This is a genomic window from Saccharospirillum impatiens DSM 12546, assembly GCF_000423605.1.
Classification (GTDB): domain Bacteria; phylum Pseudomonadota; class Gammaproteobacteria; order Pseudomonadales; family Natronospirillaceae; genus Saccharospirillum; species Saccharospirillum impatiens.
Genome location: NZ_AUIH01000010.1, coordinates 1 through 12,813, shown reverse-complemented (window position 1 = coordinate 12,813; position 12,813 = coordinate 1). Strand labels below are relative to the sequence as shown.

Sequence of the window (12,813 nt, the reverse complement as noted above, 5' to 3'; positions counted from 1 at the left end):
GGCACACCCGCTTAACCTACGCTTACTCTGCCCCAGCAGTTACCGGACGCAGTGTCGCAGACAGGGCGAGCTCCCCCGCCATTCGAAGTGCCTTGCGGCTGGTTAGTGTCTCACTGGGTTTCTCGCCAAAATGGCTGGCATAGAGAGCAGGCAAGCGCCCGAGGTGGTTCAGGCCATGCTCCAGCGCATGCCAGGAGATGCTGGGTGAGTCCGCTTCGCAGTCGAGCAATGCCAACCTTAACCGTAGCAGCTTACAGCGCTGGTAATAGCGATAAGGCGTCATGCCGATGACGCGCTTCATCTGATAGTAGAGGGTGCGTTCACTGCTGTGCACTATGTTTGTCAGGTCTTTAAGGCTGAACTCCCAGCCCGGGTTGTTGGCGATGAAATTAACGGCTTGCTCAAATTTGGGATCTATCACTCGCCGCCGGGGCAAACTGAGCCGGCAATCCCGGTCGGTCAAGCAAGCGGTCAATTCGGCCAGCATTGCCCGGGTGTTGCTAAGCGCTCTGTCATGATCCGGGAAAAACTGGCTCCTCAGGTTATAATCTTCCAGCAACCAACGGACTTGCTGTCGTTGTTGGTAGGTGTCCAGAGCTCTCTGATGACTCGCAAATGCGGCGACTTCTGATTCGGGGAATTGAATAATCGTCAACACAGAGTGACCATCGGTAGCCAGGCCCACCTCCTCACCAGAGCGAATGAGAAACACATCTTCCTTGTTCTGTATACGCCCGGAGCAGACCCAAACCAATATCGGAAGTTTGGCGTTCTTCACTATCACGCCAGTTGGTCCGTCAACTGCCATATGAAAAACACTGCCACTCCCGGTATTAAGCTCAGACACACCGGGAAAGGACTTTACACTCGGCGGGAATGAAAATTCGATCCGGGGCAGACCCAGCAACACCTTGATACTCCCCAGCCATTGCCTGGGGCTAGACCGGGTAAACCGTAAATAGGAAGCCATTCCATATCCGCAAAACATCGCAAAACTCTTATTATAGTGTCATTAAAGCAGGCCTTATATAAGAATATACTAAAATTAGCTTTCTCTGGGTCAAGGAGAGCCAGCAAGATCAGGAAACTGCAATTCTATTGATCCATATCAAGCGACCTAAAAAGCTGCGCGCTCCAGCGCTGGGGTTTGGCGAACAGGAATCCCTGCCCATGCTTGCAAGCCAGTTGACATAGAATCAGCCGCTGAGCTTCGCTCTCAACCCCTTCGGCAACCACTTCGAGACTCAGGGCATGGGCCATGGCAATAATTGCCCTGATCAGAGTACTGTCCGCACTCTGCTCATTCAGCCTGGCCACAAAGCTACGGTCGATCTTAAGTACGTTGACCGGCAGGGACTGCAGGTACGCCAGCGAAGAATATCCGGTGCCAAAGTCGTCAATCGCAATTCGAATGCCCTGCTCTTGCAAGACAGTCAGTTTGGAACTGAGCTGATCGTTAAAATGTACCAGGGATGTTTCGGTAACTTCCAGCTCAAGCTCCCAGTTCAACTGATCAGTGTGCCTTCGCATTCGGGTCATTTGGGAAACGAAGTCGTCGTCCAGCATATGCCGGGCCGAAACATTAATGGCCAGGCGAATACCCATGGGCAGCTTAACCGTGTTTTTTGCCAGGTCATTCTGAATAACCTTCAGAATAATGGTCGTCAATACGGTTATCCAACCGCGCTTCTCGGCTATCGGAATGAAGTCACTCGGCGGAACCAGCCCGAGTAGGGGGTGATGCCATCGCACCAGAGCTTCCAACCCGGTTACTTCGCCACTATCTAGCATGTAATGCGGCTGATAGACCACACTGAACTCGTCATGAGATTCAATAATCGACTGCGACAAGTACTGCCCGATACTTTCCTGGTACAGTAGCTTGCGGTTTATTTCCGGATCAAAAATCTGGTACCGAAACCGGCCCGACCGCTTGGCGGAATACATTGCCTGATCCGCTTTTTCGAGCAATGACCTATCTTCATCGGCATGAAAGGGAAACAGGCTCGCACCAATCGACAAGCTCACATAATGGGGCTGGTCATTGACAACGAAAGACTCTTTGAAGGCGTTCAAGATCCTGTCGCAAAATGCTTCTGTCCCGGCCACACTGTCGACTTCTATGATGGCGGCAAACTCGTCACCCGACAATCGGGCAAGCACATCGCCTTTGCGCAAAACCGATTGTAATCGCTGAGCCACCCGTACCAATAGTTCATCGCCCTGCGCGTGACCGTGCAGATCATTAACTTCCTTGAAAAAATCGAGATCCAGATACAGTACTGAAAAGTGCGCCGGCGAATGATCCTGATGGCCGGTTCTGGACTCCAGAAACGCCTGAAACAGATGTCGATTGGGCAAACGGGTCAGTACGTCGTAGTAGGCAAGACTGGCCAGCTGTTCATCCATGGCAGCGAGGTCGCCCACGTCCATAAAGGTTCCCACATAGCATTGCGCCTGGCGCACCTCCACGCCATAAATCGTGAGCCACTGCGGGTATATCTCACCATTGGAACGCTGGTTCCACACCAACCCTTCCCATCTATTCTCACTTGACAGACGCTTCCACATTCCTTTGTAAAAATCCCGACCGTGATAACCCGAGCTGAGTACGGAGGGTTTTTCTCCAACAACAGCGCTAGCCTCGTACCCGGTTACCGCCTGGAATGCCCGGTTAACATAGAGAATGCGGGGTTCCTGAGTCGCAAGCATCATGGCTCTGGGATGGCAGTCGACGAGCGCCTTAAAGTCTTTGTCTGAGATAGCCATGTCCATCATTCAGGTAGATTCAACTAATCGATGTATATGAACAGGCTAGCGAAGTTTCAGAGTTAGCCTATCCAAATAACGCAAATCCTGTTTCTACGGAGATACGGTGGGCACGCCTCATAGTCTTCATGGACGGCTGACTAATTGATGCATGTCTGGAAACTGACAACGAGATCGATAATGTGCAAGATCTGGATGGCTGTCCCTGCATTGACCTTTCATAGTGTCCGGAACTACAAAAAAAAATGAGCAGTCAACATGCGCCATACACAATCTGTCACCGGACATGAGCGGTCTTACGCAGCCAATGAGCACCTGATTACAACGACGGATCTCGACAGTCGAATCACAGCCGTTAACGACAGTTTTGTGTCCGTCTCCGGATACCGGGAGGATGAGCTGCTAGGCCAGCCCCACAATTTAATACGGCATCCTGATATGCCAAAAGGTGCCTTCGAGAATTTATGGGAGTCGATCAGGGCGGGTAACTCCTGGAAAGGTCTGGTAAAAAACCGTTGCAAGAACGGCGACCACTACTGGGTCGATGCGTTCGTTACTCCGATCACCAAAGACGGCAAAGCCGCTGAGTATCAGTCAGTTCGGGTAATGCCAACACCGGAACAGATTGCGCGTGCGGAGACTGTCTACCAGGCATGGCGCACAGGCAAACTCCCCTCAAGGTATCAGGCGATTGGCCTACCATTGCACCTAAAAATTACGGCAATTTACCTTTCTCTAGCCGGGTTGTTGCTGCTCAATGGCATGTTTTTCAATGCACTGGTATCGGCGCACAGTTTCTTTTTTTTGACTCTGCTGTTTGCAGCGACCCTAATGACTGTATGGCCTCAGGTTAAATTGGCCCGAGAGGCAAGAATGGGTACTCACCCGGTAATGCCCTATCTTTATACCGGCAAGCGGGGGGACTCTGCCTGGCTGGAATATGATCGCATGAAACGTGATTCAACCATGAGAGCCATTGCAGCAAGAATGCATGCCAACGTTGGTACCATGGGTTTGTCCAAGGACAAGACACTCGACTGCATTCAATTCTCGATGAATCACATCCAATCACAGCGCTGCGACATCGTGTCGATAAAACAGGCTTTCGATGAGCTCGAATCGAGTGTCCACCGGGTCAGTGAGCTGACCAGCGTTACCCATACCGCGACACAGTCCGCGCGCGAATCGTCAAAGCTCGGCAGTGAAAAAATGCAGCAGATGACCGAAGCCATTATGGCGCTAACGGCTCAACTGGAGCAAGCTTCCAACGGCATTGAGGAACTGGCTCGTCGAAGTCTGGATATCAACCAGGTATTGAAAGTCATTACTGACATTGCCGAACAAACAAACCTGCTGGCACTGAACGCGGCCATTGAAGCAGCCCGAGCCGGTGAAGCCGGGCGCGGCTTTGCGGTTGTCGCGGATGAAGTTCGCGGGTTGGCCCGGCGCACCCGGACATCGACCGATGAGATCAGCACGATCATCAATGGCCTGCAGCAAGTCACCAATTCGGTAGTTGAAACCATCCACAAAGGACAATCGGCCTCCACACTGGCAACCGCAATGACACAGGAAGCGCAGTCAAGCCTGAGCGATATTCTGGGGCACATCGAGCTGATCGAGCGACATGCCCAGGAGGTTGCCAGCGCAACAGAGGAGCAGTCAGCGCTTAGCGTTCAGGTTCAGCAGCAATGCAGCAACCTCGGTATTCTCGGCGATCAGTCCGTTACCAGCAGCGAGAGCGCCCGTAATGAATCGGAAAACCTGGCCCAGGCAGTCGACAGAACACATCTGCTGGCAAACCACTTTCTGGTGATGTTGACCGGAGGCCTCAAAAAAGCACCCGTCCGGACACGTTAAAGACACCATAGACGCGTCAGTGTTTGGGATTAAGCCACACTGACACAACAACCCCGCTAACGCAGACGCTCATTGTGGCAGCAATAGCTGCCTGTATTTCTCGCCGATGACCGAGTTTCTAAACAAAACTTTACATCACTTTTCATCCTGGCGGCCACATAACAACAGCAGGTCACTACACTCCATGCAAGATAGGTGTTCTGCGGCCGTTTGTTTATAGCGCCCCGGAATAATCCACAGACGATCAGGGGAAAGATAATCAGGATCTACTGCGCATGACTGCACCCAATACCACACCCGCCAAGCGGTCTGCGTCACCTCTTTGGGGTATTGTTGCCAGCGTTGTGTTTGTAGCTGCGCTGCTGACAATGCTGGTGTATTTCGACATTCACCACGCCATCATAGACTTGTTGTATTGGGTTGACGCCCGGGGGATCTGGGGGCCAGTGCTGGTGATTCTGCTGATGGCGCTGGTGGTCGTTCTGGTGTTGCCCGGCATACTGCTCACCACCGGTGCAGGTTTTGTGTTCGGCGTGGTTGAAGGGTCAATCTACATCGTGCTGGGTACAACCCTGGGTGCCCTTGCCGCCTTCCTGATTTCCCGTTATCTGTTTGGCCCTTACGCGGCGGACTTTGTACGCCGACGCAATAAACTGCGGCTGGTCAATGAGGAAATGAGCGCAAACGGCTGGAAGATCGTACTGCTGACCCGGCTCATCCCGTTTTTCCCGGGTAAGCTGTCCAATTATTTTTTTGGTCTGACCCGGTTCTCCTGGCAGGGTTATCTGGTCGGTTCGCTCATCGGTTTTATTCCTTTTTCCGTTCACAACGTCTATCTCGGCTCTATTGCGGCCGACGTCACCAACCTCGGCCTGCGCAACCCGGAACGCTCTGGCTTTGAATGGTTTCTCTACGGAGGCGGTTTCGTGGTGACCGTTGCCATCGTGTTTTATCTGAACCGGCTGGCACGCCGAGCTCTGAGTCAATACACCGAATCTGCTGACAATGAGGAGTCTTTATCATGAAGTGGGCAAAGTGGTTGCCATGGCGATTTGCTGTTTCCTATATTGCCAAAAAACAAGGCATTCTCGACCCCATTCCGGTCATGGCAAAAATGCAAGCATTGGCCCAGCCTTCGGAGGTGGCCGAGCCGATTGAGCTGATTCGCTCCGGCGTCGTCTTCCACGCGCGCGGGTTGATCAACAGTCGCACCATTCAACACAACCTGGACTGGGTCTGGCCGGTCTGGATCGAGCGTCAATTTGATCCGAGAGACCCGTCTTTTATTCCACGGGCGTTTGCCATTACCCACATCAACATCAGCAATCGCAACTGGACAGCGGTGGGCTACCCCGATTGTCCGGACCTGCCCATTGTTGACCCGAACGGACTGCTCACCCCCATTTTCAACGGCTGGTCACTGGACGCCTGGCTACAAACAGAGGATGGGCGCTGTCTGCTGCCCTCCAAGTTAAAGCAGGTCGAACAGCGCCAGGAACTGGAACAGGGACCACACATCACAACGGTTGCCAGCGGTGACGGTCTGGAGATTCGCAGCGAAGCCTGGGTTGAGCGAGTCGAAGGCAAGATGATATGTCGGTTGAAAGTGACCGGGCACAGCGATCAGGCCGGGCAACTGATACTGGCGTTGCGGCCCTACAACCCGGAAGGCATTTCATTCATACACGATGTGTCGCTGAACCAGGCACGCGACGGCTGGCGCATTAACGACGAACACGTTGTTCGATTTTCAGAACCGGCTGACCGGCATCATGTGTCGAATTACCGCGACGGCGACGTTCACATTCACCTCCGGGATCGCGAAGACCAGCAGCAGGGGCGCTGCGATGTCGGCCTGGCTACCGCGGCGGCACTGTTTAACATCAAAGCGGGCGAACCCAAAGAACTGACCGCCAGTATGCCACTGGACACCAAGCCGACGACGCCGTTAATTGACGATGCCTGGTCGGCTGTACACAAACAACGCTGCACGCTTACATGCCCGGACCCGCACTGGCAATTTTTATTCGATGCGGCGGTGACATCACTGGTGCTGCATTCGCCGGATGACGTGTTCCCCGGCCCCTATACTTACAAGCGTTTCTGGTTCCGCGATGCCGCCTATATCATCGATGCACTGCTCAGTATCGGTTTGACCAAAAGAGCCGAGCGCGCCCTGGACCGCTTTATCGACCGTCAAACCGCCGCTGGTTATTTTCGGTCCCAGGAGGGTGAGTGGGACTCCAACGGGCAGGTTCTGTGGATACTGGAACGCTTTTTTAAATTCACCCATCGTCGCCCCGAAAAGTGGGGAAAAGTCATCAAGCGAGGCGCCGACTGGATCATCAAAAAACGGGTTTCAAACGACATTGATGCACCGCATGCCGGGCTGATGCCAGCCGGATTCAGTGCCGAGCACCTGGGGCCCAATGACTTTTATTACTGGGACGATTTCTGGAGTGTTGCCGGTCTGAATGCCGCCAGCCGCATGCTGGCCGGCACCGACCCGGAACTGAGCGAGCATTACGCTCGTGCCGCACGCGACTTCGAGCAATCCATCGAGCGCAGCCTGGCGGGTCAGGCCGAGAAACTGCGCCGCCCGGCCATGCCGGCGTCACCCTACCGTCGGCTCGACTCCGGGGCCATCGGTTCGGTGGTATGCGGTTACCCGCTGCAGTTATGGGATGCGGACGACCCGCGCATGACCGACCTGGTCGAGTTTCTGCTGGAACGCTGCTTCGTTAAGGGTGCGTTCTATCAGGATATGATTCACTCGGGTCTCAACGCCTACCTGACCCTTCACATTGCTCAGGTAATGATGCGCGCAGACGACCCGCGCTACCTGGACCTGATTGATGCAGTCGCCGACATCGCCTCACCCACCGGCCAGTGGCCGGAAGCCATTCACCCGCTGACCGGTGCCGGTTGCATGGGCGACGGGCACCATGTTTGGGCGTCATCGGAGTGGGTGTTGATGATGCGGTATTGTTTCATGCGTGAAGAGGCGGACCACCTGGTGTTGTGCCAGGGCATTCCGCAACGCTGGCTGGACGCCGAAGGTCCGATTACATTTGGAGCCGCCCCGACGGAGTTCGGTGAGGTAACGGTAACGATTGTGGCCGACAGCAGCACTGAAACGACCCTGAGCTGGGACGCCAACTGGCATGGACCGGCGCCGGCGCTGGATATCCGGCTGCCCGGCCACCAACCGGTCCGGATAGAGGCCGGCCAGCAACGGAACCAGGCCGTGCTCACACGGCAACCGGCCAATTAGCACGATACTGAGGCACCGGTGAACATCACCGGTGTTCTGTCAGTCGTATTGTTGCAACGCATTGCCGCGTATCATGGCCTGCAACTCATTCACGTACTCCTGACCCCGCTCGGAGTATCGGAGCAAGGTGGGAGCCAGAGCCAACCCATTAACGTCATTCCCTTCATTGCGCAATGACGCACGACGAGCCCTCAAATCGGCATAGGCGTTGTGAGTATTGATGTTGTTCATGTAGCGACGCACCGATTCACGCGCCGAATCAAAGGCGGCAACCTCATGACTGGCCCCCTCATTGCGAGCCTCCGGCACCAGCCCGCAGCCGCGCACAAAGCACCACTGTCCGAAGTAATTGTTACCCTGCAGAGCGAAGCGCGATGTACCCCAGGCGCTTTCATTGGCTGACTGCGCCAGTGCGATTGAGGCCGGCACAGCGTCAACCCGCCTGATCAGTTGACGCCGAGCCGCAGCGTCAGTTGGGTCAAACTCGTCCAGTTCATAACGTTCGGCCAATAACATCAGCCAACGGCGTTCCGCCCAACCTGGAGAGCCTTCCTCCTGCAGTGCCAGCAATCGCGCACGGCTGCTCAATACCGCCTCGTTTTCTTGCTTGACCAGGGGCACCATAAAGTCAAAAAAAGCGGTCTTGCGGGCATCACCTGCGGCAAATTCGGTAAAGTCGGGCGCTTTTGAAGCACCCAATGGCAGCCAGAGCCCTACAACCGGTGCCACAATAAACATCAGGGCGACAATGGCTAATGGCCATAATTTGTTCATGAAAACTCCTCGTGGTTCGTTTTTGGGTCTTCTACCAGGCTGTGGAAACCTACTGACAGTCAGCAACACGATCCGAACCGTGAGGGGTCCGGTGGCATTATTGACTGCACAATAATAGACGCCGGTAGATCAGCAAAATGTCACTTTTTGCTTTCCACCCGTCCAAGTGTACGTTAATAACCAGAAATCAGGTTGTTAGACGCTATTTAAAGTCAACACCCGGCCCTGAATCTGGTATTTTGCTACCCACTCAACGTAACCCCTCTTTTTGATGAGACCCATAGATGGCAGCACAGGGAAGCCGTTCGCAACGCCTGTTGGCAATGATCGATCAGGAATTCAAATCTGCTGTCGGCCCCATAGGGGACATCCTGATTGAAGACACCCGACAGATCTGGCGCCGTAAAGGCTGGAAAGGCCCGGCTGCGCTGCGCCACTACATCAGTGAGCTGGCATCGAATATCGACAGCGAACGAGATAAACGGGCTTTTTTGGAAGCCACCAACAAGGTGGTTTACAGCATGACATCCGGTGCCGGGAAGCCCCCGACTGCCCGGTAATTTAAACGGAGTTACCCCCCTCATGTTTGGAAAACGATTGTCTATCAGCACTCAGTTTGTGCTGCTGCTGATGTGTGTCCTGGCATTGAACGCAGGCGCCTTCTTTCTGTTGCTCAAAAATGTCTACATGCAGGAGCTTCGGGCTCAGGCACAAACCGTGGTCGCCAATGTCGATGCCTTTGGCAGTTGGGTTGCCCAAACTGGTCGGGTCTGGGTACGCGATGGACAGGATAGCTTTCTGGGGCAAATGGATGTGCATCCGGTAGACACCCCAAACCAGACCATCACCTTTTATTCAAAAAACCCGGCCCTGGCTCAGCGCGAGTTTTCAGAAACCGTCGCTGCCTCTGAATCACCCGCCAAGTTCCGCATGACCTCACAGAATGTCATGAACCCGGCCAACACGCCGGATGCCTTTGAATCGCGCGCACTGAACAACATTCAGTCGTTTGATCTGCCCGAGTTTTTCGAGACCGTCGGTGGCGAGTATCGCTATGCCAAGCCGGTATTTCACACCGAAGCCTGTATTGTCTGTCACGGCAATGCGGCCAATGCCCCGCGGGATGTATTAACCCGGTACGGATCCGACAACGGTTTCGGGTTTGAGGCCGGAGATCTGGCTGGCATCATCAGCGTCACCATTCCCCAGCGCAACCTGCTGGCAGGCACGGTCTCCCTGTTCGGCATGGTTGAAATTGCAGCCATCGCGTTGTCGATACTGGTGATTCTGTGGTTTGTACGGCGCACCATCATTCAACCGGTGGGTGAGCTGACACAGATGGCCGATACTATTTCCAAGGGGCAGGAAACCGAGCTGGACGTCAGTTCCATTCCACTGAATAGCCGCAATGAGATCGATCAGTTGAAGTTGGCGACCTCGCGCATGAAAACCAGCTTTAACCTCTCGATCCGCAAAGTGAAGGAAGCGCGCGCCGCAGCCCAACAGGCGATAAAGGTCGCCAAATCTCTGAAAGCACAGCAGGCCGAGCAGAATAAAAAGGGTTGAAGAGGCCAGGAACACCGCTGACGAGCCTGTTCAATGGCTCTGCATCACCGCTACAAACATGGTGTCGGCGTCGTCTTCGGGCGCGCCAACCATGGCTTGGCTCAACAAGGTAAAACCGGGATGAGCAGACAAAAACTGTGAGACCCGGTCTTCGTTCTCTTCAACCAGCCAACTGCACGTCGCATACACCAGATAACCACCGGTTTTAACCGATACCGACGCCTGCGTCAGTAACTGATCCTGAATCGGTTGCAATGCCTGAATGGCATCACCGGTCAACCGCCAGCGACTGTCAGGGTTGCGCCGCCAGGTGCCGGCGCCCGAGCAAGGCGCATCAATCACAACCCGGTCGAAGGTACCCGCGTTCAGTTCGGCAACCGCGTCCGGGCGAGTGACATCCAGCGCACGGGTACGCAGGTTGGCAAACCCCTGGCGAGCAGCGCGCCGTTCAGTCTCTTGCAGGGCGTGAGCACGAATATCCGTCGCCACAACCTCACCAGACGGCCCGACCCGGCTCGCCAGCGCGACGGCTTTGCCACCGCCTCCGGCGCACACGTCCCAAACCCGATGCCCGGGCGCGGCGGCTACGGCATCGACGATGCGCTGACTGGCCCGATCCTGAATCTCCACCCAGCCTGCATCCCAGGCTTTGGTCCTGGTAACCTGAGAGTCGGGTTCCAGCGCCAGCCCGTCTCCGCCTTGCTCCACTAACGTCAACCCTGCAGCGTGGAGCGAGCGGGCGGCCTGCTCGCCTTTACCGGGCAAGGCCCGCAACCAGATAGGCGGGCGCGTCATCTGCATCGCCTGCCAGTGTTGCGCCTGCTCGGTTGGCCATTGGCTGGCCGCCAGACGACGTTCAAACCAAGGGTTCCAGCTACGCAACCAACCGTACTTTGCTGCCTGCACATCGGGCTGGTCATACTGGCGATCAAGCCACTCCCGCCGCGCGGCTATATCGGTCAGCTCCCTTGGGGCCTGATCGTCAGCTCCGTCGAGCAACACCAGCCAACCCCAGAGTTCCAGCGCCGGGATCACTTTGAACGCCTGCCACAGGGTCTCAGCGGTCCATGCCTCGTTATCTGGTGCAGCGTTATTGGTAGCGGCCGCATAGCCCTGCTGCAGAATCACCGGTGCCGCTGCCAACCGGCACAGTTGAAACAGCCGATCACTGTAAAACCGCCGGTCTTTGCCACCATAAGCCTTGCGCTCGCGAAACCGTGCCGCCAGCCAGCGATCCATCTGTGGCCAGTGTGGTTCGGCTTGCAACGCCCGGGTCAGGTCACACAGGTGCGGCCAGCGATAGCCGGGCCATTGCGGCCGGTTCGAAATGTCGGTGTGCACCATGGCTGAAGTCCTGTGGGTCGGTGGCGGCTGAACGGCGCAGTATAAAGCAGGGACCAGTCAGAATCACGGCACCAAAGGCACCCCCAACCTGCCGAAAGACCCTGGCGTGCAAAACCAAACCGCGTCAAGAGATGTCGACAGCCTCCCTTAGCGTAAGCGGTTTGCCCAACGGTGCGACTCTGGCATGATCCCCCACTGCACTGTGCTCCGGGATACCTGTTCATGACCCAACCTCTGGCCGTAATAACCGGCGCCACCAGCGGCATAGGTGCCGCCTACGCAGAACGACTCGCCGCCGATGGCTACAATCTGCTGTTAACCGGCCGGCGTGAAGCCGAACTGGCTGCTGTATGCGACCGCCTGCGAGAACGCTACCCGGTCGATGTCGATTATCGAATCATTGACCTGGCCGAGGCTGATAAGCGCGAAGCGCTGGTCCAGGAAGTCACACTGCTGCCCCGGCTGGATGCCCTGATCAACAACGCCGGCTATGCCGACGATGGACGTTTTGGCGAGGCAAACTGGTCACGCCACCAGGCTCTGCTTGATGTCCATGTCACCAGCACCCTGCAGCTGACCCATGCGGCCTTGCCCAACCTGATACGGGCGCGTGGGCTGGTGATCAACCTGGCCTCGGTGGCCAGTTGGCTGCCGACACCCCACAGTGCGTTATATGGCCCGACCAAAGCTTTCGTCAGAGCGTTCACCGAGACGCTGGCACTGAGTTATCGCCACGAAGGGCTTCGTGCCCTGGCGGTTTGCCCCGGGTTCACCGTAACCGACTTTCATGCCCGCCTGGGACTGGACCCGGCTAGCTTTTATAAACGCCACGGGCTCACCCGCGCCTGGTCGGCCAACGAGGTTGTCGATCGATCGCTCAAAGACCTGAACCGGGGTCGGGTGCTGTCTGTTCAGGGCTGGAACTACCGGCTGATTGTCGCCTTTTTACGCCACCTGCCAGTGCGCTGGCTGCACGCCGTGCTCGCTCGCTCCGAACGACCCCGCTAACACTTGCTGGCGTCGCTCCTCAGTAACAGAACTTTACGAATGGACCACAAGGCGCCTACCAAACCCTACTGCAAAAACCGCCGTTGCGGCCGATACTCTGGGGAGCCTCTGAACAACTCCCCCGGGGCTCTGGCTTATCCGAGGGACGTTGCCGCAGTGGTGCGGCATCCCGACGGACTCATGCAGGAATGTCTAGACCTTTCAAATGAGTCCAACGC

Annotated in this window: 10 protein-coding genes; 6 read left to right on the top strand and 4 right to left on the bottom strand. The window is 55.8% G+C overall.

Annotated features, from left to right (window positions below; translation table 11 throughout):
- Positions 1-22: 22 nt before the first annotated feature.
- Complete coding sequence (locus G565_RS25960; protein WP_169579631.1) at positions 23-970, bottom strand: helix-turn-helix domain-containing protein; 948 nt, start codon at positions 968-970, stop codon at positions 23-25.
- Between the two features lie 125 nt (positions 971-1,095).
- Entirely contained in the window at positions 1,096-2,769 is a 1,674-nt protein-coding gene (locus G565_RS0108845; protein WP_037338463.1) for a putative bifunctional diguanylate cyclase/phosphodiesterase, read from the bottom strand.
- Between the two features lie 258 nt (positions 2,770-3,027).
- On the opposite strand from G565_RS0108845, the gene G565_RS23575 reads away from it, so the two are divergent.
- The 3 genes from G565_RS23575 (at position 3,028) to G565_RS0108830 (ending at position 7,903) form a co-directional block, all read left to right on the top strand.
- Positions 3,028-4,629 carry a methyl-accepting chemotaxis protein gene (locus tag G565_RS23575; RefSeq protein ID WP_051207657.1) on the top strand — a complete coding sequence of 534 codons (1,602 nt, stop codon included), beginning with the start codon at positions 3,028-3,030 and terminating at the stop codon, positions 4,627-4,629.
- A gap of 275 nt (positions 4,630-4,904) precedes the next feature.
- Complete coding sequence (locus G565_RS0108835; RefSeq protein WP_028670594.1) at positions 4,905-5,654, top strand: TVP38/TMEM64 family protein; 750 nt, start codon at positions 4,905-4,907, stop codon at positions 5,652-5,654.
- The gene (locus G565_RS0108830) at positions 5,651-7,903 is read left to right on the top strand and encodes a YkoF family thiamine-binding protein (RefSeq protein WP_028670593.1); all 2,253 of its coding nucleotides are present in this window, start codon (positions 5,651-5,653) and stop codon (positions 7,901-7,903) included. Before G565_RS0108835 ends, G565_RS0108830 begins: the two co-directional genes overlap by 4 nt.
- Before the next feature lie 39 nt (positions 7,904-7,942).
- On the opposite strand, the gene G565_RS0108825 is transcribed toward G565_RS0108830, so the two are convergent.
- Positions 7,943-8,677, bottom strand: a complete 735-nt coding sequence (locus G565_RS0108825) for a glucosaminidase domain-containing protein (protein WP_028670592.1) — start codon at positions 8,675-8,677, stop codon at positions 7,943-7,945.
- 284 nt (positions 8,678-8,961) lie between these two features.
- Here G565_RS0108825 and G565_RS0108820 point away from each other — a divergent pair, with 284 nt between their 5' ends.
- Both G565_RS0108820 and G565_RS0108815 read left to right on the top strand, forming a co-directional pair.
- A complete protein-coding gene (locus G565_RS0108820; protein WP_157600036.1) occupies positions 8,962-9,237 on the top strand; it encodes a DUF8082 domain-containing protein in 276 nt (91 codons plus the stop codon).
- Positions 9,238-9,259: 22 nt separating this feature from the next.
- Positions 9,260-10,243, top strand: coding sequence for a Tll0287-like domain-containing protein (locus tag G565_RS0108815; protein ID WP_028670590.1), 984 nt, complete (start codon positions 9,260-9,262; stop codon positions 10,241-10,243).
- 30 nt (positions 10,244-10,273) lie between these two features.
- Here G565_RS0108815 and G565_RS25955 read toward each other — a convergent pair whose 3' ends face one another.
- Entirely contained in the window at positions 10,274-11,587 is a 1,314-nt protein-coding gene (locus tag G565_RS25955) for an RsmB/NOP family class I SAM-dependent RNA methyltransferase (RefSeq protein WP_051207655.1), read from the bottom strand.
- Positions 11,588-11,809: 222 nt separating this feature from the next.
- Between G565_RS25955 and G565_RS0108805 the strand changes: the two genes are divergently transcribed.
- Positions 11,810-12,595, top strand: a complete 786-nt coding sequence (locus G565_RS0108805) for an SDR family NAD(P)-dependent oxidoreductase (RefSeq protein ID WP_028670589.1) — start codon at positions 11,810-11,812, stop codon at positions 12,593-12,595.
- Positions 12,596-12,813: the final 218 nt, after the last annotated feature.

Excerpts from the sequence above, each read along its gene's own strand:
- G565_RS0108835 (WP_028670594.1), top strand. The coding sequence starts at position 4,905 with ATGACTGCACCCAATACCACACCCGCCAAGCGGTCTGCGTCACCTCTT.
- G565_RS25960 (WP_169579631.1), bottom strand. The coding sequence starts at position 970 with ATGGCTTCCTATTTACGGTTTACCCGGTCTAGCCCCAGGCAATGGCTG.
- G565_RS0108805 (WP_028670589.1), top strand. The coding sequence starts at position 11,810 with ATGACCCAACCTCTGGCCGTAATAACCGGCGCCACCAGCGGCATAGGT.
- G565_RS0108845 (WP_037338463.1), bottom strand. The coding sequence starts at position 2,769 with ATGGCTATCTCAGACAAAGACTTTAAGGCGCTCGTCGACTGCCATCCC.
- G565_RS0108820 (WP_157600036.1), top strand. The coding sequence starts at position 8,962 with ATGGCAGCACAGGGAAGCCGTTCGCAACGCCTGTTGGCAATGATCGAT.
- G565_RS0108830 (WP_028670593.1), top strand. The coding sequence starts at position 5,651 with ATGAAGTGGGCAAAGTGGTTGCCATGGCGATTTGCTGTTTCCTATATT.
- G565_RS0108825 (WP_028670592.1), bottom strand. The coding sequence starts at position 8,677 with ATGAACAAATTATGGCCATTAGCCATTGTCGCCCTGATGTTTATTGTG.
- G565_RS25955 (WP_051207655.1), bottom strand. The coding sequence starts at position 11,587 with ATGGTGCACACCGACATTTCGAACCGGCCGCAATGGCCCGGCTATCGC.
- G565_RS0108815 (WP_028670590.1), top strand. The coding sequence starts at position 9,260 with ATGTTTGGAAAACGATTGTCTATCAGCACTCAGTTTGTGCTGCTGCTG.
- G565_RS23575 (WP_051207657.1), top strand. The coding sequence starts at position 3,028 with ATGCGCCATACACAATCTGTCACCGGACATGAGCGGTCTTACGCAGCC.